The 22,280-nt window shown below is 44.0% G+C and carries 20 protein-coding genes and 2 pseudogenes; 6 read left to right on the top strand and 16 right to left on the bottom strand.

What is annotated here, in order from left to right:
* Positions 1-11: 11 nt before the first annotated feature.
* From upsB to upsX, 5 genes are read right to left on the bottom strand one after another with little or no spacing between them, the layout of a single operon-like run.
* Positions 12-395 carry a pilin subunit UpsB gene (upsB, locus tag METMK1DRAFT_RS13575; RefSeq protein ID WP_009075168.1) on the bottom strand — a complete coding sequence of 128 codons (384 nt, stop codon included), beginning with the start codon at positions 393-395 and terminating at the stop codon, positions 12-14.
* Between the two features lie 7 nt (positions 396-402).
* The gene (upsA, locus tag METMK1DRAFT_RS13580; protein WP_245544651.1) at positions 403-813 is read right to left on the bottom strand and encodes a pilin subunit UpsA; all 411 of its coding nucleotides are present in this window, start codon (positions 811-813) and stop codon (positions 403-405) included.
* A 26-nt stretch (positions 814-839) separates the two neighbouring features.
* Positions 840-2,444 (bottom strand): membrane pilin protein UpsF, encoded by a 1,605-nt coding sequence (upsF, locus tag METMK1DRAFT_RS13585; RefSeq protein WP_009075172.1) that lies wholly within the window; start codon positions 2,442-2,444, stop codon positions 840-842.
* Positions 2,428-3,870: a type II/IV secretion system ATPase subunit gene (locus METMK1DRAFT_RS13590; protein WP_009075174.1), complete on the bottom strand. Its 1,443-nt coding sequence runs from the start codon at positions 3,868-3,870 to the stop codon at positions 2,428-2,430. Before METMK1DRAFT_RS13590 ends, upsF begins: the two co-directional genes overlap by 17 nt.
* Positions 3,871-3,878: 8 nt before the next feature.
* Positions 3,879-5,849: a protein UpsX gene (gene upsX, locus METMK1DRAFT_RS13595; RefSeq protein ID WP_172634148.1), complete on the bottom strand. Its 1,971-nt coding sequence runs from the start codon at positions 5,847-5,849 to the stop codon at positions 3,879-3,881.
* Between the two features lie 105 nt (positions 5,850-5,954).
* On the opposite strand from upsX, the gene METMK1DRAFT_RS13600 reads away from it, so the two are divergent.
* On the top strand, positions 5,955-7,085 hold the full coding sequence (locus tag METMK1DRAFT_RS13600) for an RsmB/NOP family class I SAM-dependent RNA methyltransferase (RefSeq protein ID WP_009075178.1): 1,131 nt from the start codon (positions 5,955-5,957) through the stop codon (positions 7,083-7,085).
* Positions 7,086-7,403: 318 nt separating this feature from the next.
* Here the strand turns inward: METMK1DRAFT_RS13600 and METMK1DRAFT_RS15760 are convergent, their stop codons facing one another.
* Positions 7,404-7,583: a hypothetical protein gene (locus tag METMK1DRAFT_RS15760; protein WP_052300230.1), complete on the bottom strand. Its 180-nt coding sequence runs from the start codon at positions 7,581-7,583 to the stop codon at positions 7,404-7,406.
* A gap of 266 nt (positions 7,584-7,849) precedes the next feature.
* Complete coding sequence (locus tag METMK1DRAFT_RS13610) at positions 7,850-8,740, bottom strand: NAD(P)/FAD-dependent oxidoreductase (RefSeq protein ID WP_009075180.1); 891 nt, start codon at positions 8,738-8,740, stop codon at positions 7,850-7,852.
* 38 nt (positions 8,741-8,778) lie between these two features.
* On the opposite strand from METMK1DRAFT_RS13610, the gene METMK1DRAFT_RS13615 reads away from it, so the two are divergent.
* Positions 8,779-9,420, top strand: coding sequence for a hypothetical protein (locus METMK1DRAFT_RS13615; protein ID WP_009075182.1), 642 nt, complete (start codon positions 8,779-8,781; stop codon positions 9,418-9,420).
* A gap of 398 nt (positions 9,421-9,818) precedes the next feature.
* On the opposite strand, the gene METMK1DRAFT_RS13620 is transcribed toward METMK1DRAFT_RS13615, so the two are convergent.
* The gene (locus METMK1DRAFT_RS13620) at positions 9,819-10,724 is read right to left on the bottom strand and encodes a 4-hydroxybenzoate octaprenyltransferase (protein ID WP_009075186.1); all 906 of its coding nucleotides are present in this window, start codon (positions 10,722-10,724) and stop codon (positions 9,819-9,821) included.
* Positions 10,721-12,298 carry a citramalate synthase gene (cimA, locus tag METMK1DRAFT_RS13625; RefSeq protein ID WP_009075188.1) on the bottom strand — a complete coding sequence of 526 codons (1,578 nt, stop codon included), beginning with the start codon at positions 12,296-12,298 and terminating at the stop codon, positions 10,721-10,723. Before cimA ends, METMK1DRAFT_RS13620 begins: the two co-directional genes overlap by 4 nt.
* A 130-nt stretch (positions 12,299-12,428) precedes the next feature.
* On the opposite strand from cimA, the pseudogene METMK1DRAFT_RS19275 reads away from it, so the two are divergent.
* A pseudogene (locus tag METMK1DRAFT_RS19275) lies at positions 12,429-12,688 on the top strand (IS6 family transposase); the annotation flags it as partial.
* A 65-nt stretch (positions 12,689-12,753) separates the two neighbouring features.
* Here METMK1DRAFT_RS19275 and METMK1DRAFT_RS17890 read toward each other — a convergent pair.
* A pseudogene (locus METMK1DRAFT_RS17890) lies at positions 12,754-13,696 on the bottom strand (IS701 family transposase).
* A 324-nt stretch (positions 13,697-14,020) separates the two neighbouring features.
* On the opposite strand from METMK1DRAFT_RS17890, the gene METMK1DRAFT_RS13630 reads away from it, so the two are divergent.
* Positions 14,021-14,425, top strand: a complete 405-nt coding sequence (locus tag METMK1DRAFT_RS13630; protein WP_155812443.1) for a hypothetical protein — start codon at positions 14,021-14,023, stop codon at positions 14,423-14,425.
* Here METMK1DRAFT_RS13630 and METMK1DRAFT_RS13635 read toward each other — a convergent pair.
* From METMK1DRAFT_RS13635 to METMK1DRAFT_RS13645, 3 genes are all read right to left on the bottom strand, one after another.
* Positions 14,400-15,218: an ABC transporter substrate-binding protein gene (locus tag METMK1DRAFT_RS13635; RefSeq protein ID WP_009075191.1), complete on the bottom strand. Its 819-nt coding sequence runs from the start codon at positions 15,216-15,218 to the stop codon at positions 14,400-14,402. The two genes, METMK1DRAFT_RS13630 and METMK1DRAFT_RS13635, sit on opposite strands and share 26 nt — an antisense overlap.
* Before the next feature lie 182 nt (positions 15,219-15,400).
* Positions 15,401-16,318: a hypothetical protein gene (locus METMK1DRAFT_RS13640; protein WP_052300231.1), complete on the bottom strand. Its 918-nt coding sequence runs from the start codon at positions 16,316-16,318 to the stop codon at positions 15,401-15,403.
* A gap of 21 nt (positions 16,319-16,339) precedes the next feature.
* A complete protein-coding gene (locus tag METMK1DRAFT_RS13645; protein ID WP_048088031.1) occupies positions 16,340-17,011 on the bottom strand; it encodes an A24 family peptidase C-terminal domain-containing protein in 672 nt (223 codons plus the stop codon).
* Between the two features lie 453 nt (positions 17,012-17,464).
* Here METMK1DRAFT_RS13645 and METMK1DRAFT_RS13650 point away from each other — a divergent pair, with 453 nt between their 5' ends.
* The gene (locus tag METMK1DRAFT_RS13650; protein WP_009075198.1) at positions 17,465-18,601 is read left to right on the top strand and encodes an acyl-CoA dehydrogenase family protein; all 1,137 of its coding nucleotides are present in this window, start codon (positions 17,465-17,467) and stop codon (positions 18,599-18,601) included.
* Here METMK1DRAFT_RS13650 and METMK1DRAFT_RS13655 read toward each other — a convergent pair.
* Positions 18,584-19,801, bottom strand: a complete 1,218-nt coding sequence (locus METMK1DRAFT_RS13655) for an SLC13 family permease (protein WP_009075200.1) — start codon at positions 19,799-19,801, stop codon at positions 18,584-18,586. The two genes, METMK1DRAFT_RS13650 and METMK1DRAFT_RS13655, sit on opposite strands and share 18 nt — an antisense overlap.
* Before the next feature lie 56 nt (positions 19,802-19,857).
* Here METMK1DRAFT_RS13655 and METMK1DRAFT_RS13660 point away from each other — a divergent pair, with 56 nt between their 5' ends.
* Positions 19,858-20,976 (top strand): MFS transporter, encoded by a 1,119-nt coding sequence (locus METMK1DRAFT_RS13660; RefSeq protein ID WP_009075202.1) that lies wholly within the window; start codon positions 19,858-19,860, stop codon positions 20,974-20,976.
* Here the strand turns inward: METMK1DRAFT_RS13660 and METMK1DRAFT_RS13665 are convergent.
* Together METMK1DRAFT_RS13665 and METMK1DRAFT_RS13670 are read right to left on the bottom strand one after the other, a co-directional pair.
* Positions 20,947-21,852: an acyl-CoA thioesterase gene (locus METMK1DRAFT_RS13665; protein WP_048088132.1), complete on the bottom strand. Its 906-nt coding sequence runs from the start codon at positions 21,850-21,852 to the stop codon at positions 20,947-20,949. The genes METMK1DRAFT_RS13660 and METMK1DRAFT_RS13665 overlap by 30 nt on opposite strands.
* 25 nt (positions 21,853-21,877) lie before the next feature.
* Positions 21,878-22,276, bottom strand: a complete 399-nt coding sequence (locus tag METMK1DRAFT_RS13670) for a hypothetical protein (RefSeq protein WP_009075206.1) — start codon at positions 22,274-22,276, stop codon at positions 21,878-21,880.
* Between the last annotated feature and the right edge of the window lie 4 nt (positions 22,277-22,280).

Genomic DNA, 22,280 nt, shown 5'->3' on the forward strand with positions numbered 1-22,280 from the left:
CGTTCGAAGTATTAGTAGTAATAATAATTGCCATTTATTTTCAAAATTAATGTACCATTTACTGTAGCGTTCCCCATAATCTGAGATAATCTTACTAGGTCACCTGGGGGTAGATGGAAGTCCACCTCGTAATAATGTTGACCTAAAATTATCTCTTGAATCACTGCGTCTACGGAGCCGTAATTATAGATAAATACGTCCTGGGTATTGTTACTTAACTCAATAACAGTTATCTTTGACATTAGGTTCAGAACTTCGGAGTTAGCCGAATTTTCGATCTGATGCCTTTGCTGAGAGGATGTTTGATTGAAGTAATACATGAGCGGGCCTGCCAAGGCCAAGATAACTACTGTGACAAGAAGCGCAGAAAAAATTTCAGAAATGGCTTTCTTCATCTTCTCACTACTCCTCAGCTAGGACTGTTGAGACCGAAGTGTAACTTTGGCCGTTGGTGGTCAAGGCGTAAACTATAACTGGATAATAATTACCTGCAGTTAGATTATTTATTTCCCTTACTCCCTGGACACTCTGACCTGGCTGGAGGATATAGTTCAATGTTACGTTCTGACCATTAACTTGAATGGTCTCTAAGTGAAGAGCCACATTTCCAGCGTTTTTAATATTATATTGAATAAAACCCTGTCCAGAGGGCGTAACTACTAGGTTAAATTGGTCTTCAACTTGGACGTTTGATGTTAGATTATCGAATAGCCCTTTGGAGTAGCCGTATAGGAGACCTCCTAGGGCTAAAGTGATAGATAAAATTAATATTGTTCCCATTATCGAAGATATTCCTTTCCTTTTGTTTTTCACTCCTGTTCACCCTACAGCCATCGGGTCTATAAAATAGGATGAGGGATCATCGAAAGTGTTAGTGATAACAGTACAACTGTCAAGTAAAGCGGTGGATTAATGAGTGTAAATTTATATATTTTTGAATAAACTGCTGCAATAACCAGAGAATATGTTAGATTTAAATTGTTTATCCAGCCAGCAGGGGTAGATGAGATAAAGGATAGGGAGGTAGTAGTGAACCATAACAGAAGTGGGGTCAGTAATGCTAGTACTGAGAAACTTCTTAATTGTAACGATAGTCGTCTTCTAGAATCGTGTAATTCACTTATGATGTTCATGGTTTCATGGATAACCATGAGGCTATCGCTCCCCTTCCGATCCAGTATGTCGAGAACCCCAAGGAGCTGGTTCAGGAACGTGTTCCCAGTTTCAGCCATTGATAGAGGTTTCGACTCCCTTATCAGACTCTTCAGCTTCATTAGGAATTTAAATGTAGGTCCGCTGAAGTTATCAAGATCTATATTTAGAAGAGATTGTCTGATACCTCTGCCCAATCTAGTGTAGTCAGACACCAACGCCAGGATATTTAGAAAATCCTTGAATATCTTGTCACTATTTTTTATTTCGGAGTATGATGGATACAAAATTAACTGTGAAACCAATACAAGTCCAATTACTCTATACTCCAAGTTTGAGATGGGGATAACCAATAAGGCAGTGCTACATACTAGGGCTGTCCATTGCCAACCCTTCAGCTTTACTCTGTAACCCATGTTCGGTTGAATTATGGATATCCACAAAATTATCGGAGGTGCTAAACCAAGCGGAAGTAATAAAATCAATATATTATTGCCATTACCCAGAAATTGAAAGCCAAGGGCTGTTAGAGGAAATAGCAAAAATAAAGCGAAAATGACCTCAGTAATCTCCGTGGCCCGTTCCACATAGTCCTTGTATAGCTCACTCAAACTAGTGCTAAGTTCCTTTACTATATCTCGTGTCCTCTCTTTGAGAGAGACCCCTGTGAATTCCGACGTGATTACCTTCATGTACATATCAGCTAGGATATGACGGGCGAGTAACCTGCTCCTACTCTTTATTGTCATGCTGAGACTCTTACCGTTAATTAAACTATCCCTCTCCACAAGTTCCACTTCTCTTTTTAAATTGTTAAAGAGATTGGACGATTTTACGTCGGAGAGAACGGTGCCGATTCCCTTCCCCAGGAGCGAGTTTAGATAAAGTAAGATCGAAAACGGAAACATTTCGCTCTCTAGACCCTTTAGGTACTCCGCTCTCTTTAGCTCGGAAATGAGCAGAGGATAGACATAAATTATAATAGGGATGACGAATAATGTAGAGATATACAAATTCTTTAACAGTAAGATGGTTGAGAAAACACCCACACAGGTCACTATACTCCAGAAGGGGGTTACGGCTGAGAGGTACCTTATCCTCTCAAGGTCTTGTCCACTTATTTCGCTATTTGTCTTGATTTTTTTATAAAATAGTCTATAAACACTTACTTTGGCGAAGAAACCTCCATTTGATATAATCTTATTTATTAAACCTATCAATTTCTTAAAATACAGTAAAGGATATTCTAATCTTATGGAGTTCAACTTTCTATCTCTATATTTGCTCAACATTAATTTTCACCTTTCTATAAAAATTAGCTATATTTTTTACTATTAATGAATTATCTATAATATTTTGTTTTTGTAGATATGTAAGAAATTCTTCCCTTCTCCTAAGATCGGAAACGAGATCTGCTATAGGTATTTCGTATAACTCACTGATATATCTTAATTTCTCTGATCTTTCTACTAATTTTTCTAGATTGCCTGGAATATATTTCTTCTCCGTATTTGACCACCAACTAACTTTTTTGAAAACTGGCTTCCCCTTCGTTCTTTTTATTTCATAAAGAGCACTGACAGCTTTGATGAACTTACCTTCGTCTGTTATTCTCCTAGATACCATTATTATCCCCCAGAGGTTATTGATGAACATTATGGCCAAGTCCCTAGGGACAAGGCTAACTATTCTGGTTATCACGTCACTGGGTTTTCCTCCATGGAAAGTACTCAAAGATCCGTGTCCAGATGCTGACGCGTGGATGAGGGTCTCTATCTCTCTTCCCCTGACCTCCCCTATTATTAAATAATCTGGCCTATACCTTAATGCTAACCTTGAGAGGTCAGCTATCGATACGTCGTAGTAGGAGTTCACATTACTCCTAGAGAAGAGACTTATCCAATTTCTACCAGATAAATTCAGTTCCGGAGTATCTTCTATACTGACTATCTTTGAGTCTGGGTGAGTGAAGTTTAGCAACGCGCTGAGCAATGTAGTCTTGCCAGACCCTGTAGATCCTACTATCAAGTAGAAAGGTTTGTAGTCCATCATTAACCAGATGTATGCCGCTAGTTCCTTGCTTATGGAACCGTTTATAATTAGTTTCACTAGGGATATGGGGGAGATAGGAAATTTCCTGATGTCGAAAGTGGATCCAGGACTAGAGATCTCTGAGGAAATTGTGGCTGCTACTCTATGGCCCTCTGGCAAAGAGAACTCGAGGAAAGGTTTAGCGATATTAACGGATTTATTTGATTTTGTAGCTAATTTTTCTATAATACTTATTATTTCCTCGTCTCTCGTCATAATTAAATTGGTATAGAGTCGGATATAATTGGAATACTTTCTATGGATGACTGTTATGGGAGTACCAGGCCCCATGCACTCTATCTCTTCGATCTCTGGATCAAGCAGGGGAACGGTCATTTCATCGTATAATAGCCTTCTTCGAACCCAATAATGGATTCTAGAGACTTTCTGTGCGTCCATGTTCCTTTTGGATAACAGATTTATTATTACTCCCTCTGGATCGTTGAGATCCTTCGAAACTATCGCTTCTGTAAGTATCTCATCCACGACGCTTTTTTCGTCGTCCAGTAAGAGCGGTTCCTCGACTATATAGAAACCCTTACCATCAATATCCTGAATGTAGACCTTCGCTCCAGCCACCGAGTAGGTTTCGATAACGTTGGATGACATCATTACTCTGTAGGGCATAAAAATAGTCAGAGTACACCGATACTTTCTAATCGATCCTTTATGGCAGTAGCCACCTTAATCGCATTATTTAAAGCAATATTTAAAGAGTTCATCTCAAGTTCTTTCTCAAAGATAATATTACCCACAAAGGATCTTATTATAACTCTATTATACACTGGATCTAAAGGCAACAATATTTTTACTGGAAATCCGGTATAAACCGATGTCCCGTAATAAACTTGGAGAGGAATCAGGGTCCTCACTATCGGTTCGACAATTAGGTAATTTCCTTCAACCTTTAGAACTACGTTCTCAATCACATTTTCTAGACCAAGTGATATAAAAGGGGGTTTTCCTGGGACCTTCACAAGGGAAACTTTAGAGCCTTTAGTTTCCTGTGTGAATTTATTGATTACCAACTTTTGATCGTAAGTAGGTGTATACCATTTCCTCTCCCAAACAAATAAATCGTTCTCAGACCTCCATATTCTGACCTTAACGTGACCTAAATCCCTTATCTCCGATCTCCATTCCCTTGGAGGATCAACGAATGTTCTAGTGAGTATTAGCTCCGTTGTATACACTTCCTTCGTGTCCACCTCTAGTGTGAGTTTCAGGGGGAATATATTTTTGATATTATATAAAAACAAACTTAAAAATACTTTTAAGTATCGTTGATTAGGTTCTAATTTGAGAATGAATTTATGACCCTCTATGTCGATCCTAAGAAGGGAGGCTGACTTTAGGGCCTTAGATAGCATCGCTGATCCTAGTAACACACAGTTCCCTTCCCCAACCTTCACTTTACCGCCATCTTTAGCACATTGCAGGATACCTTCAAATGACACTGTTATGTTAGCTGAGGGGAGCTCAAACTTGAACGTCTGTTCCAGGAACGGAGACCTTATTGTCAGGTCTATTATACTATCACGTCCTAAATTTTCTATTAAATAGTTCGAATATTCATGATCCCTAGAGTAATCCAGGGCTGTCACTGAACCTAGAGTGGAAATCTCGTAACCTTTAGGGAGCTTCAGTTTACCTTCTCCTTCACTCATTACTTCCAGGGTCATAGTCTCCAACTCACCTAGGTCTATGACAGACGTAATTAGGCTCTCGTTAATGAAAATGCCCTTCCTAAGACCTACACCCGTAGTACAAGGTTTGAAGCCGAAAAGCTGGAACAGGTCCATATCGTAAACTGCTGTTTTTCCGTTGTCCGTAACAACGATGTAATTCTCGCTTGCACTCGATCTTCTAATGTCGAAATCGCGAGATAAATTAATCCAGCCAGAATTATAATAAATCATTAAGTTCTTTCCGCAACTGAGAATAGCCCTGTCTCGTGATAGGAAAACGACCTCCGCTTCCTCTCTGCATATGCCTATGGCCTTACCATTCCTAATTAATGCACCCTCTTCGTTCTTGTAAACTAGGTCTCCGTCCTGAAAATGTAGCACTGTTCCTCTGATATTGAAATTTGTTCTTCGCCCGCCCCAATCTATGAATAAGGTTTCATCTTGGTACAGGAGCGAGATACCGGCAAGGCTAAAACGGGCAGAAAGAGGGGGTTCTACTGGTATTTCCTTGCCTCCCATTAGAACAAGACTATCCTTACCGTTGATGAGGAGGAACGATGAGTCCCTTCTAATCACCTTGGAATAAACTCTCCGGTCAAAGACGTACTTATTACCTAACCTCAGGATAGGTTCTATGCTGTCATCAACCTTTGCGTAGAAAACCTCCCAGGCCTTCTCGCACTCGAAAAGATTACATTTGATGATCCTCTCCTTTCCTCCTTCAACCTCCACAAGGTTATTACCAGATTGATAGCGCCAGAGATCGCCCTCTACTCTGAGGCTTGGATATAACTCAACCTTAGGTTGTTCAATAGCTGTGGTAGCGAGCTGAAATGTGTTCTTGACCCTCCTTACTGACAACTGGAGTCCCCTGGGAATGTCGAGTCTATAAACGTTTTCTATCCTAGGAAGCTTCACATTCATCCAAAACTTTCTTATATTGGGGGGAGAGGATCAAAAATGTAAAATAAGGTGAGCGTGATTTTCGTGAAGCTAGTATTTTATGGTAGATGGTGAGAGTTATTGAATTCAGGAAAATCTCTTGAGAAGAAATCAAGAGAGATCAAGGATTTTTTATCAGCACTCCTCTTTTACGTCGAGAAAGGGTATCCTTATCCTGTCAGTTTCAAGAGAGCCAAGGACATTAAGAAGCTCAAGTACAATGACTACGAAAAGGCATATGAAATTGGACGTGCCTTAGTTTTGAGCTATTTCTCTCTAGAAGGGAGATCCAGGAGAAAAAAGGTCGAGGAGTTTCTCTCCAGGAAGGAACTGAGCATAGTCCTTCCTGACTGGATGAACAGATCTCTCGAGAAACGAATACCTTTAGAGAAATACAAGGAGTCTCTTTTAAAGAGAAATGTCTGGTTTAGAGTTAACAGATCTAAGACCCAAAACGAGGAGAAGATAATTAGGTCACTCGAGTTAAGCGATATAGAGGCTGAGCAAGATAAGGAGTTCACGTTCCTCTTCAAAGTGAGGAAGGGAGATCTGACCAGGACTAAACTGTTTCAAGAGCATTTAATCATAATCCAGGACAAGGCGAGTGTTGCAGTTGTAGAGGCGTTAGAACCATCCCCAGGAGATAGGATAGTTGAGCTAGCTTCAGCTCCTGGACTAAAGGCTGAACTCATGTATGAGTTGACTGAAGGGAAGGTTGAACTATTCCTTGCTGAGGTCGATATACAGCGGATGGAAAAAGAACGAAAGCTCCTCAAGGAGTTGGGGGTTAAGGAGGAAAAAACACATTTCGTTTCCCAAGATTCTACATTCAATACGTTAAGCCGAGGAAATAAGGTTCTATTGGACGCCCCGTGCAGTTCCTCAGGAACAATCTCTTCGGATCCCTCGGTTCTTCTCTCCTTAAGAGATTACACTCGCGTCGGGGAATACGCACGGCTACAAAGTAAAATGCTTAATTCACTCATGGAATCTAATTTCGAATATGCTGTCTTCTCCACTTGTTCCATATTTCCAGAGGAGGGAGAAGTTTTACTCGAGCCTTATAACGACCTGATAGTTAAAACGAGACTTCACGGATCACGCGGTTATACAGATTTCCAAGTCGGTGATAAGATAACCAGGTATTTCTCGTGGATCCATGATTCTCAGGATTTCGTGATAGCTGGACTGAGAGGAGACCTCAAGCGATAACAAGAATGATAAACCTTACACTTCCTGGAGAAGAGGGTCTCCGAGGTACAATAGCTCGCAGACAGGACCAAGGACATAGGTGAACCGATACTTTCGATGAGCTTTCCAGTGAGAAGAGGAGGTTCAAGAGGTTTATGAGGAGACCATCACCTGTCAGGAACTTCGCGTCCCACCTGGTCGAGACCCTCCACGAGCTAAGAATACCGACGATCTACTTGGGGCACCCTTAAACGTGGCACAGGACAAGGGCAACAAGTTCACGTCAGACCTGTGGTCTTACCACAAACTGTTGGATACCATCGCGTTGGAGTCCAAGGACTACACGTGAAGGTGTTCTAAGTCGTCCAGTACAACAACCCCAAGTACTGCGCCCGCCACGGGGTTGAATTTGAGAGACGAACTAGAGGAATAGTCCAATCCCCCTGGGGCACAGACCGCACTCCTCCTGAACCGTTCGCTGAACGTCCTCAGGAAATACACCAACGTAGTAATCTCCACGATGAAGAGGCCGCTCTCCTTCCTGGTGAACCACTTCCAAGTAGTAACTTAAGGGGGTGTAACCCTCAACTCGGGTAATTCCCGCCCTCAGGGCAAGGAGGGGGGTCAGCTAGGAAAACTTGTGGAGAAGTTCAACTTCAGGTGAAAGTTAACTCAATCAGCTAAAACTACATTAACCCCGAATTTATAGAGAAACACGGGATACTCAGGGACCTCAAGAATGAGGAGGCTTTCCCCCTGACACCCCCCAGGTCCCTGGGCATCCCCTAGAGATTAATTAGAAAACCCATTTTTCCTCTCCTCCATATATAGTATCGCTCTAAGAACCTCTTCATGAGTGGCCTTAATCTAGAAACTCTTAACGAGACATTGTCTTCGCCCCAAGGTTTAGTGGATCTAACGTGAAGTCCTATGCCGTGTCCTGTATCCAGTATAAAAATAAAAATTGGCTTAAAACTACCCCTGTTCCTCCCTTTCACTCTCTCTCCTATGTAAACTCCAGACCTCATGGCTAACTCTCCCAGTTTGGGCCAGCCCTTTACAACGTCTCCAGCAGCGTAAACTCCCCCCTTAATTTCGAGGTACTGATTCACGGTGTAGGCTTGAAATGGTTCCTGGACTTTACATTCGTCAAGAACTAATTCAGGACTCTCAGTGGACTTTAGTCCATACCTCGTAGTTAATTCTAATACCTTATTTTCCACCTCGGTTCCTAAAAATCTTAGGAAGTTTCCAGCGATCTTAACATCTTTTCCTAGTCTCTTGAGATAGAAACCTAGCTGAAGAATCAAGTACTCATCCTTTTCGTCCTCTACGCCTAAACTGACTTCCTTCCTCTTGAGGGATTCCTGAATTAATTGAGTTAAATTTGGCCTTATACAGCCTGGGGCCAATATTAGGTTCTCAGCGACGTAAGTCCCCAGGTTGGTTCTTACCGTCCTAGAACCTATGTCTAAATCGTTCACTTCTTCGACTCTAACGAAGGGTATCTTCACCTCCCCTCTCACTGACGGATCTATTACTCGCCTGAGTTCCGCTGTCCAATATTTGAACACTGACGTGCGAGAGAGGATGATAGCGCTATCTAAAGAATAATACGCGTTTAAACCGGCGTAACCAGCACCTACTATCAGGTTTACTTTGGTCTCCATATTCATGTAAGCTTAATACTAGTCGGACTTCTAAATGTGTAATCGTGAGGATAACTGTAGCTTACTCGCAAGAGGATGACCTGAAGCCCCTCAAGCCTCTTTTGGAGAGCAAGGTCAATAAGGGGATAACTTTAGACGTTGTGAAGGTTAAGGAAGACGACCTAAAGTTCAATCATCATAATTATGACCTTTTCTATTCCCCAATACCCCTCATAAACCACGTGCGGGGCATCAGATTCCTAACCAACGGCGCTAAAGTATGGAAGAGTATAGGGATTGAGGGCAACTGTAACGAGGGAAAGATTTGCGTGCAAGGTTCTAATTCTACAGAGTTTTACTTTTTAAAGATGTTCTACAGGGGGAAATTGTCAGTGTCGCTGAATCAGGAGTGTGGATGTAGAATGGCAGAGGGAGGAAGCGTAGTAGAGCTGACCCCGTTCTGGTCAGATGCGTGTGGCGATTTACCCTTTGTAGTTAAGCTGCTTGGAACAGTTACCTTAAATGACGATACATTGGCCAAGGTGAAGGTTGCCGTGAGAGAATCTGCGTCGATGGCGCAGGGCAGAGGAGACGTGGACGTCCTATCTAAGGAGCTGGGATTAAGGGGAAGACAGGCCTTAGAATGTTTCATTAAGCGGTGTTCTGAAGCAGGCCTTTGCATCAAACCAGAATATTATTTATTGTAATTTTTCCTATAATAAATTAAAGTCCGACTTATTCTAATTATTAAGTAGATTCCCAGCAGGTAAAGTATAATATCCAATACGTTGCTCCTCATTACTGGAATGAGGATTATCGAGAGGAGAACCAAAATTTCATCCTTCATAACCCTTACTATCCTATGGAGAATTTATGCCGATTTGAGGTAATCCTTGATATGACCTAATGGAGACTATCGTGGATGATATTAACATCGAGGAGGCAAGCTAGGTTGGCCACTCCCTTCCCAAGATTAGCGTGATCTTGTCCTCGCTGTCGATAAATTATTCGCGAGGGGCAATCTTATCTTTGTAGGTCACTTTTTATAAATAAAAAGTAGAACGGGGAATATATTGTAATGTCCACTTCCAGTAACATCTAAATGTCAGAGAGGAGGAATACCCAGTAATACGTCCAGATCTATACCGAGCCCTAATACTACCGAGGAGTAAATGTTATAATAGAAGGCCTTCCCGAAGTTGTCATGCATAGCGAGGTAAAATGCATATGCCATTATGACCCCGTGTAGTACCGTGGACACATAGGATATAGGACCGAGAGAATATTGAAAGTCTGCCAAAAAGTCAAGGATAACAGACATCAGTTGGTTCAGGCCCGCAAAGATCAAGGCTTTCTTGCCTAATAGTACAGCAAAGCTATGAAGACCCATTTTCCGGTCGAACTCTGCATCTGGAATGTGATTGTATAGATCGAACCCTACGGCCCAAAATATGGTAGCTATCACGAAGAGCCAAGGAACTGACCTGAGAACTTGTATCAATGAATCATATTCTATTCCTGCACTCGCTACAGCACCACTGAAGACAGCTAATCCCTGGACCGTGGCTATCTGATAGTTGGCAAATGACGTGAACCTCTTCATATACGGGTACGTCATGGTAACTATGGCCACCAACGGCGATAATAGGAGGGCCCACTTGTTAATGAAATAAGCACTTGTAAAGAACCCAATCAGACCTATAGCTATTAGGATCTTCGCTTCTTTGGTCGTTATTGCTCCGGTGACTAAAGGTCTAGTTCTCGTTCTCGGATTCCTTGAATCGATTTCCCTATCGGCTAGATTATCGTTTGTCATCCCAGCTATTCTAAGGAAAAATAGGGCGAAAAAAATCAGTAACATGGTAGCTGGCGAAGGTATACCCCTTATAGCCACGAAGGCCCCTAGATACGCCATTGGGAGGCTGAAGAAAGTCTGCTCTATTCTAAGGAATTTAAGATAAATGTAAAGTTTTCCCCTGTTGGCCGTTGTTCCTCCAGGATCCCAGCTCACGATGTCTGTTTAGTCAGCATCGGTTTTAATTTCTTATTTATCTGTAAGTAGTAATCTAGCCCATCCACAAGGGCCATGATGGAAGCTTCTATCACACTAGTAGATACACCCTCCGTCCTCCAACTATCGTTCCCGTCGGTGAACTCTATTGTAACCCTAACCACGCTCTCTGTGTTCTTGACCTGTCCAGGTAATATAACCCTATAGTCGGTAAGCGTAACTTTCTGGATCTCAGGGAACTCTCTCGAGAGTGCCCTCCTCAATGCCAAATCCACTGCATGAACTGGCCCTAAACCCTCTGAAGCCTCTATTTGATCATTCACTTTGACAACAGCTAGTGATAATCCATTTTCATTGATAACCTTCCAATACCTAAGGTTCACGTACCTGGTGTAAAGGCCCAGTTCCTTTAGGACCACTAGTAGGGCAGACTCGGGTGCTATGTCAAAGCTGTAGCCCCTCATTTCCATTTCCTTTATCTTGTTGAGGGCTACTTTCAATTTTTCCTCCTTCTTCTCAACCTTTATCCCTACTCTGTCTAGATAGCTCACTAAGTTTGCGGTGCCCGAGAGTTCTGAAATCACTATCCTCCTCCTGTTTCCGACAAGTGACGGATCTATGTGCTCATATGCCCTCGTATTTTTCATGACAGCATCTGCATGAACACCTGCCTTATGCGTGAAGGCATTATCTCCTACGTAGGGCTGGTAAGGATTGGGATGCATCCCTGCTAGTTCATACACCATGGTAGAGACTTCCTTGAGTTTCTTGAGACTCTCTGAACCCTCCAACACCCTGTATCCCATCTTCAAAACTAAGGTAGGAATAATTTGAACCAGATCGGCGTTTCCTGTCCTCTCCCCTATACCGTTTATGGTACCCTGTACATGTGTTGCCCCTCCAACTACCCCCATTAGTGAATTTGCAACAGCACAACCTATGTCGTTATGCATATGAACTCCCAGCTTGGCACTACTGGCCTCTCTAACTTTCCTAGTAATCTCTAGGATTTCGTGAGGCGGTGTACCGCCGTTTGTATCCGCTAAAACAACCACGCTAGCTCTGGATCTCCAAGCAGTTTCGACTACCCTCGTCGCATAATCTGGGTTCTCCTTGAAGCCTTGATAGAAGTGTTCAGCATCGAAGATAACTTCCATTCCGTGATCCCTAAGGAACTCTATGCTGTCACTGATTATGGACAGGTTGTCCTCCAGAGTAGTTTTAAGTACCTCCTTCACGTGAAGGGGCCAAGTCTTCCCGAAGATCACAGCCACCTTAACGTCGGCATCTATTATCGAATTAAGACTTGGATCCTCCTCTGGTTTATTCTCCTTTCTTCTTGTGCTTCCAAATGCCGCAATCTTTGACTTCCTCAGGGAGTAGTTCTTTATCTCTTTAAAGAATTCGAAGTCCTTAGGATTTGATCCAGGCCAACCTCCTTCTATATAGTCGACACCTAACTCGTCCAACATTAAGGCAATCTTCACCTTGTCTCTTAGGGTGAAAGAAACCAGGGCAGCTTGAGCCCCGTCACGTAAAGTAGTATCAAGAATTTGTATGGATTTCTTGACCACCGGCCATGGTGTATGGCATTGTGAGCAAATATAAAAGCTTTCAGTATGCCTGCAGGAGTGTATCCAACTATTTTTGTTTTTTGTATAAAATTTTAGTAGGGCAGTGAGGTGGTAATATTGGGCGGTTAGTATGAGTACTAAGTTGGAACGCCTCACTGCCCTAATGTTGAGATATGTTTTTCAGCTTTAACCATTTCTCCTCGTTTTTACACTAGGGATGAGGTTGCCAAAGCATCATCAGCTTATTACTTCGGCCTTTCATTGAGGAAGGTTGAGGCAATTTTTCACGTACTGAAGAGTGTCGTTCAGTGCTATTAGAGGAGGTTGGATAAGTTTACTTCTCCCCCTTCTTTAAGCGATGTTTACGTTGTAGACGAGACGGGGATTAGGCGTTAATAACTTACAGTAGTTATGGGACTTTAACGTAACTTAAAGATTTTCATCAGCCCCGGCGGTCAGCCTAAATAACGTTCAACGAACCTGAGGAACGCCTCCACGCTCCTCAGGTTCGGCTCCCCCACCAGCTCCCCGACGACGTTGTTGATGGTGAAGATCGTGAGGTAACCCTGAAGCCTCTCCCTCCTCCAGAATGAGGAGTCTCAGGGCCTTGACGTCCCTTGGAGGTACTCGATCTCCGGCCAGGCAGGCCTCCTCCCCGCTGAGCGAGAGGTCGGTCGTGTAGAGGTACCTGGCCTGTGTCCCGGAGTCGTGTTCCTGCGAGCAACTTCACCGTGACCACTCGGCCTCCCAGGGTCAGGTCGGCGTAGTAGACTCCAGGGGGTATCCCACTGGGAGGTGCCCCTCCTCGAGGGTTCCCTGGGCAGACCCTGAGTTCGGTTGGACTTGAGCTCAGACACCACGTTGTCCGTCACGAGCCTCTCGGACAGTACGGGAGTCGAAGACGACCCTGGCTACCGGAAGCGCTCCTTGAGCACGTCCAACATCTCGCCACCTCGATCTTGGTCTTGAACTCGGTGACCCTCACAAATCCCACATCTTCCTCACGGCGTAGGGGAACCGTGAACGTCCTGCCCTAGGTCCACTACGGCGACCGTGAGGAGCTCGGCCCTCTCGAACCTCCCGTGGGTGTGGCAGCAGGTCCAGTAGTTCTCGGGGGCTCACGTCCTCCCAGAGCGTCGTGGTCCACGGTGTCGTCCACGATGACGACCTGACCCTTCACCGGCCTGACAGGACCTCCACGCGTCGTCGAGTTCTCCCAACGCCTCCAGCAGGTTTGCGTAGTCCAACCCGAACGTCTCGGCAGCGTCATTCACGCTGGCCCTCCCACCTACCAGGACCATGAGGATCAGGCCAGTTAACCTTCCTGCTCCTCCCGTTCCCCCTCACCACTCCCAGCCTGTTGACCTCCCTGACCAGTATCTCCCTAGCGAACTCGATCGGTCCCTTTCCGCACCTTTTCAGCGGGACGACGTCGAAAAATAAAAACTTCTCGCTAATACCGACTTCTTCGTATTACCTCCCTAAGATTCCCATAACTGCTGAATATTAATTACTGAAAGATTCCTGTTATACGATATCGTTTTATTGAAATAAATTGAACGAATCAACAAAGCATAATTTATGGGAATGCTTTAAAGGTAATGCCTGAGCTAGTATGCCTGGTGTGATGTGAGAATTACTTTAATAATAGGGTTGTTTCTTATTGTTACCGGGATAATAGCCTACCTAACAATCCCTCTTTATTTCCCTGGGTATTCCACCGTGAGTTCCCAGTTGAAGCAGAACCACAAGGTCCTCACATTGAGGCCTGAAGAATCTCGGATAATTACGCAGTTAAGCATCGGAAACAATTCTTCAGCTGTAATAGTAGTCACCAATGAGTCTAGAGTGAACGTATCTATAGAAGGAGCGTCTGGGCATACTTTTCAGGAACAGGGAGAGGCCTCAGTCAGCCTACCCGCAGGCTATTACAACGTTTCCCTTATTAATACGACCAACTCAACACAGACTGTCTCACTGACCTATGGGGTGTTCAATGCTCAATTTATCTCCAATTTCTACTATAATCTACAAGTTCTCGAGACGATATTAGAGTTCATTATAGTTATTGGAATAGGGATCGTAGGTTGGCAGATATTGACTAAAATTTTCTCAAGGAGGAAATGACCCCTCTCAGCCAGGGAATCGCCTCAGTCACGAAACTTGGACCTTGATGGGCTATGAAATCTCCCCTCGTGAGAACGATAGGTGTGTCTAGTAGTTGTTCTAGACCCCTGTCAATAAGAGATCTCTTAAACCTCTCCAGCTCTTCTGCGGAGTTTCTCTTGGGTTCGTATATGATTAAATCGGGCCTGATACCCCTAAGAACGGAGGGGTCAGGACTAACATAGGCATCTGCCATAAAATCTAGTGCGTTCTTAGCTCCCACAAGCCACAGTGCGTCACTTACGTGAGTAGGATATCCAGGGGATATAGGACCGCCTAAATCGAACTCTACGTAAACCACAGGTCTTTCTGCTGGTGCCTCAAAATTTAGTCTCCTGAGCAGAGAAGAATATAATTCCCTGGCCTCTTCTTGTCTCCCTATCAAGTTGCCAATTAGGAGAACGTTATTGAGTATTACTGATACCGAGGTTGCCACCCTCATGGGATAGACTGGATAACCTTCGTTTACCAGTTCTCTCGTAAGAGGTTTTTGTGCCCCCAGCGTCGTTACTAAGAGGTCTGGGCTCAGCTCCCTTAGTTCTTTTTTCACTACGTGGGTGTAGCTACCTATCTTCTTTTTCTTTCTCGCTTCTTCTGGTCTATAACTGAACGCGTCTGTCGCTATAATACTGTCTCCTCCCCCTAGCATGAATATGGTTTCTGTGGATGCAGGATCTAGACTGACTATCTTTCTGGGAGGATACTCTATCTCAATAAATGCGTCCAGAACATCGTTATAGAACCTCTTTTTCATGACCAGAGAGACGAGTTAATACTATAAAATCTCTCTTCTTCATTTTCTGTGCAATGTAGGTGATAAAGAGAACGACAACTCCTTCCCCTTCAGGGCTACAGCAGTTATGGGATTTCTCGTTAGGTGTAGCCTTGAAGTCGAGGCGAAATCTAATAACTGCTGCTAATAGGACAAACGGAAACTCACTTGACACCTAGACACGTCACTACTCCATATGCCCTCCTGGCTCCCCTTAACACCACCCTCGTACCCATATATTGTAAAAGCGACTCACATATCGTTGTTTTGGAGTAACCCTCTACTTTATTAGCAGAGCCTAAAACTTCAGGATCCTCAACGAAGATGGTAGAGGCCCCCAATTTCCTCCCCAGTGAGCCCCGTGTGTCTCGGTTTTTGTCCAGGCCTGGAACAACAACAAAGTTGATTCTCCTCTCGTTAAGGTTCAACGATTTTAACGTATTGGTTACAGAGAAATATATAACTTCCTCCGGAACTCCAGAGTCGTGAACGAGACCCACCGTAATATCTAACGGCCTCATGTTAACTCCATCGGTTTCTGGATCTCCAATCACGATGTCTGCTTCCTTAGGTGAGGAGACCTGATGATAGCCATCTAAGAGTCTTAGTGGCATCTCCACGTCTAAAAATACACTCAGTTTTCCTTTAGAAATCAGTCTCTTATCCAACTCATCAATGTCATCGTAACTAATTACCTCCAGCCCGTTGATCCATGCGAACTCGTAAATGCTAGCTAGGCCTAGCTGTGCCGTCCTTGAAGTGAGGATCAGTTGAGCTCCCATTAAGTCGGCCACGAGACCTCCTATTATCGATCCTCCACGAGTCTCATTCAAAATCGGTATCACATAGTTTCCATCGTTGGTCACATCTATCATCACTGACCGATGCCCACCACTGATCCACGAGCTTGCGACCTCCTTTATAGCTTCCTCAAGGGGCAGGAACATTATGTAGACCTCAGGATTATCGGTCACATTAATGTATCCCAGTTCCTCCATTGAGGTCTTCAGTACCTGAGCTAACTTGTTATCAACGTCTGCCAGTATCTTTATCTTAGAAACATACAACCCGGTTACTCTCACACAAAACTGATTTATTAGTGCTCATGAGATCGGTATACCTATTATAATGCTTAATAAGTATCCTAGGAAGATGAAAGGGAGGACTGGAACACCCCACGCTACCCAAATTATGTCCTCCCCGCTTAATTTCCCCTCCATCATTAACTCCCTGTATTTATCTCTCCACTCTCTATCATCTTCGTCAATGGAGAAGGATAACCTTATCCTCTTTTCCCCCTGACTATCGACCTCAGTTAGCGGGAACAGGAATTTAGAATTGACGAAATCACGAACCTTTATCCTCTTTCCGGTCATGGAGAGTAGGAGTCTTACGCTGAACGGTAGACCCTTGGTGTGTCTTAGATTACGTATGAGGTTAAGCACACCGGTGATAACTATTGAGACCGAGGCGTAGAGAACTACGACTAGTGGTTCCAGTCCAACTTCAGAGAGACCCCCAAATAATAAGGGTTGTACTCTGGCATTCGCCAGACCCAATATGAGTAGAGCGAAAAGATCAGCTCCTCCCATCATCGATAGTTTATAGAATGCAAAGAAAATCATAATTGTTGAGAGAAAGGAGTAAGTAAAAATGAATAAATTAAGAAAATGGAATTGTAATAGGAAAAACAATATTAAGGGGGAATAGAGGAGCCAAATCTTAGGATCGACTTCCCTTGTCCGAATATCAAGTATAGAGGTATGTACAAGCATCAGCGATGACGCCACGACTTGTACCAGGTAAACGAGATTATTGTAATACACGGCAGGAAACCCTCTTCATCCCGTCCCTCTACGGGGGAGTCTGGGGCCAGATACCCAAAAATCAGTAGTGAAGTCTGACTTTTAAGCATTTAGACACAGTCGAGAGCGTTTCAGGACTCCTTATTGTAAATTTGCTTTAGTTTTTTCTCGACAAAGAAAAGCCTAAGTAAGGTGACGCCAGAACTTCAATGGAGATAATTCAGCTATTTTAACAATATTTATAGAGATCAAGAGAATTGGATCATAACCCCTGTAATGCCCAAAGGCAACGAATCAACCTTTCAATGACTATTACCTAAGGTATTGATTTGTTAAATAATAATTAAAATAATAATTAGCTAGATCTAAAATGTCAGAAAGGTAAAGTTTAATATAGCTTATACTCTACGAATTCCGATAATCATGTTCCAGCTTTCAAAGGAACACCAGGAATATAAAGAGAAAGTAAGGGATTACACTCAAAAAGTGGTCAGAGACTATGCGAAGTTAATGGATGACAAAAATGAGGGAGGAGAGAAGATAGTCAGGGACTTCGGTGAGATGGGGCTACTGGGAATGAAGATCCCTACTCAGTTTGGAGGTCTAGGCCTAGGAGAGGTGGCTTTCGCTATAGCCACCGAAGAATTGGGAACAGAAAGTGGAGGGGCTTCACATAGTTTACATACACAACTCAACGCTCTTCAACTGCTCCTATCAGTTGGCGGGGAGTCTGCAAGAGATTGGATAGAGAAGGGCATAAAGGCTAAAGAGATCTATGCAGTTGCCCTCACTGAACCAGGTGCAGGCTCCGACTTAGGAGCTTTACAGACAACTGCAAGACCGGAGGGAGACGAGCTACTTATAAACGGAGAAAAGATATTCACTAGTGCAGCGTCCTTCTCTACGAAGATGGTAGTTTTAGCCAGGACAAGTGGAAATGTTGGGGACAGACAAGGAATTTCCCTTTTACTTGTAGATAGCAAAACTCCAGGAGTGGAAATACATAAACTCGACCTTATGGGTATAAGGGGTGCTGGAGTCTCTTATGTGAAGTTCAATAACGCTAGAGTACCTAAGGATGCAATTATAGGTAAGGAAGGGGATGCATTTAGGGGAGCGATAAAAGCCTTAATGGTTAGTAGGAACGGTTACGCAGGTATAGCTGTTGGTATTGCACGGGGAGCCCTTGAAGAGGCAGTGAATAGGGCAGCTTCTAGAAAACAGTTTGGCAAGTCCCTTTTGGAACAGGAGTGGATAGCCTTCAATCTCGCAGACGCGCTAGTTAAGGTCGAGTCAGCGAGGCTACTCACGTTAAGGGCCGCAGAGATGTTAGATAGAGGTATAGAAGCTTTAACTGAGGCAAGTATGGCGAAATACGCGGCAGCAGTCACAGCCGCTGAAGTGTCAAGGACTGCACTCCATATATTTGGAGGTCATGGTCTAAACCGCGGGTCAAAGGTAGAGAGACTCTACAGAGATTCCAAGATTATGGAAATAGCGGAGGGCACGAATGAGATGCAACTCTTGGCGGTGTCTAGGGCGTTACAGCCCAAGAAATAGGTATAATACGATGAAATTAACCGCTAGTATTGGAAGAGAATATTTGATAAACTCAAAAAACCCAAAACCTTTTCCTCCCCTACTCTCAGAGGCTTCTGAGATAATCACGTTACTGGCAGCACCTATTAAGGTTAGGTTGCCCGCTATTGTACTACCTGCTGCTAGACTTAACATATCAGACACGGAGACGTCACCGTGAGCTAACATGAACGGAATATAGATAGCTACTAGTGGGACGTTACTAATCACCTGGCTGAGTGCGACACTCACTACCATGATGGCGAGTACTGAGGAGGGCTGAGGAAGATATTTAAATAATGTCTCAAGGACACCTCCCTGGATCATTCCCTGAGTGAACATAAAAAGCCCCATAAAGAATATGATTGTTGACCAGTCCATTCTCCTGACTATCTCTCTCCTCTTGTGTGTCAGGAGCAAAAGGAGGGAAGAGGTCGTAAGAGAGGCAATGAGTATATCTACGCCTAGAATACTTAGGAGGAAGAAACCTCCTACTGTGATAGTAAGTAGTATTATTGACAGATAGGCCAGTTTCGGATCATCCAGTCTTATAACCTCCTTGTCTCTCGCGCTGTAGGAAGAGAGTTTATTTCTGAACATCATAAGTAAAATGGGATAGCTCAAAAGTAAGTTGATTAATGTAGGTATTGCTAAATACATCATGAAGGTAAGGAAAGGATCCCTGATGCCACCATTTAGGGCTATCAAGAGGTTTTGAGGGTTTCCCGTGGGCAACATGACGCTCCCTATGGTGACTCCGAAGGCTAAGGCGTAGAGGAAAGGTTTCTCCTCCGTTCCCAGTCTCCTACTGCTCTCCAGGATCACTGGGGTCCAACTAGCAGATATACCGTCGTTTGTAACCAGATTGGAGAGTATTCCAGATAGTACCAGGACGCCCAAGAGAACTCTCTTGGGTTCTCTCAGCTTCTCCACTATGTATGCGGCGAGGAACTTCAGAAAGCCTGAAACTTCCAATGCTGAGGCGAAGATGAAGAGGGTTACGAGAAAGAGGATGACGTCCATGTTGATTGATTGGAGAGCCTGTTGAGGGCTTAGCACTCCTAAGGTAACCATGAGTACTCCTCCTAAGAACATGGACGCCCAAGGCGGAATCTTGGTCACTCCCCTGGTTACTATCAGAGAGTAAGTCAGGAGGGTGATCATGAGGGCGAGATAGTTCATGAATTGGGATAGAGCTGGTTGGTTTAAAGGAGTTTCAGATATAGAGCCACTGATTGATGAGACGTTTCTTAGCCTTGCCCTTCATAACGGCTTCTGTATCCTTCCTCGGGATATGGTTCCCTGTGGAATTATATTCGTCCACCAAATCGGTGTTCCTTTTGGGGTTGGCTACCACTGTTTATAATGCCACAAATGGTCTCGGATCCTACCTATGGGGGGATATAATTGACAGGACGCATAGGAGGACAGAGTTCGTCATAGCCATTCCGACAATGCTTTCCTTATCAGTGCTGCTCCTCGAAGGAAACTTACAGGAGGGTTTAATAGGTTACGGACTCGTTGGATTCTCATCATCCCTGAGCTCTCCCCTCTATTCTGTAATTCTGTTAGAGAATTATGATTTTGAGGAAGTGCCTAGAATAAACTCTAGGCTCTCTCAACTTAATCTAGCAGGTAACGCCACTGGAAGTCTAGCAGCTGGTCTCCTGGGAGACGTAAAGTTTCCACTTATATGCTCTACGGCTGGACTACTGATCTCATTGGTCGCGGTTAAAGATCTTAAGGGCAAAGAGAACATCGATGTTAAGGAGCGAATTAGGGCCATAGGCGAGCTGAGGCTGGCCCTGCTCTCCTTCGCAGCGTTTAACTTCGGTGCAGAAATATTCTTTACAGCCTTTGTTCCGCTCAATTATAGATTCGGGAACTCAAGGTTTCTAATTTACGCAGGGTACACAATACTTTACGGAGCAGACGAGCTCGTGTATTACTTATCGTCTACGAGAGTCAAGAGAAGGCACGAGATGACGATCTTCACTGTAACGTATTTGAGGGCATTGATACTATTGTTAACTTCGGTCGCCCTTGAGGCAGGACTGAATTTAGGAGCGTTCACTCTTCCTTTATTCGTTTCTTTCGGTTCACTTTATCCAGCGTACAGTCTCTCGTTCTTCTCATTGATATTTAGAGGGCTCAAGAAAAATAGGGCATCCATTATAGGCCTCTTTAATTCCGTGGAGGACGTTGCCAACATTCTAGGGAGTGCTGCAGTGAGCTTCATGGGAAACGAGTTGGCCTCGGATTATCTTATGGCCTTTTATTCCATCTCCCTCTCAATACTCACTCTTCATAGGTTCCTCACTGCCGTATCAAAGAGGTCGTTGTCTCCTCCTCAGTGAATTTAACCACAACTCCCTCTCCTGTTCCGTCGCTGGAACATATTCAGGCATCTCTTTTTTGTTGCCTTGTGGATCTATCCTCACGTAAGTGAAGAAGGCAGTGGTAACATGTGAGCAGCCACCACTCTTCGGGTCCAACCTGTTTACATTGATCAGTATGTCTGCAGAGGTTTTCCCTACGTAAGTCAATCCAGCGTTCATTTCTACTACGTCGCCTAACCTTATGGGAGAGTAGAAAAAGATGTCGGATACAGCCACTGTAACGACACCGTCCGAGTCTGGAGAGTAATTTTCAATCCCGTTGAATCTCAGAGCTAATGTTCCCCCAAGATCATCCATAGCCTTGAGGAGCATCCCCGCTGAAGCTACTCTTCCATCATAGGTCATACCAGGTCCCACGAACAGACTATTGGAAATTCTATATCTCAGGAAGTTAGTGGGATCAGCAGAGCATTCTCTCATGGAGTTCCTGTTGGCAAGTTTTTCCAGCCTAGCCTCTCTCCTCTTCATAGCCTCCTCTACCTTGACTTGTTCCTCCCTCGTCTCTGGGATCACCTTTTCATCTATCTCAACTGGTCTAAACTCCTGATCAACCTTTACGTAGGTTCCAGTAGCTGTAACTATAATCTCCTCTCCCCTCCTTGCAGACATCTCCACTTCCATGGAACTTTTACCGACGTATAGCACCTTAGCCTCAACTTCTATTATGTCCCCTAGTCTACCTCCCTTCTTGAAGAGGACCTGATCTAATGAGGCCAAAACCGTAAATCCTTTAGCTACCCTCATAGAGGCCAGCATCCCTGAATCAGCCAGGAACTTCAGCATATCCCCTCCATGAAGTCTACCCATGAAGTTAGTCTGTTGGTAATGAACCATATTGATTGTCGTAGTAACCGTGTCCCTAACCCTTAGCAAGGACCTCTACCTCTGAGGCTAGGTTAGAATATTTAGGATGTGTCTTGGAGAAATCCTTCAATATTTTAGCCAATTGTACAAGTAATTCCTTTGGTTCTCTTGCAACCTTTATTAGGATGTCGGGAGGTATGGACTCATAGTTTATCCTCTTCTCCATGGCGGAGAAGAAGGGCAAGTATTCGTCTTGAGACGTGGTTATGACAGCCACACCCCTTCTATCCACCACGTACTCATGTGTCCCCTTCTTTCCCAAGGAGAGAGCTAAGTCGTCAGACGGAGGTAAGAGCTGCGAGATAGCCATAAGAAAGGCTATTGTATTCTCCTTAGATCCCTGGCTCCGTAGGATGGAAGTCGTCTCCTTCAGGCGTAATAGTTCCTCGCCCAACCGG

Origin of the sequence: Metallosphaera yellowstonensis MK1 (genome assembly GCF_000243315.1) — an archaeon.
Lineage (GTDB): Archaea > Thermoproteota > Thermoprotei_A > Sulfolobales > Sulfolobaceae > Metallosphaera > Metallosphaera yellowstonensis.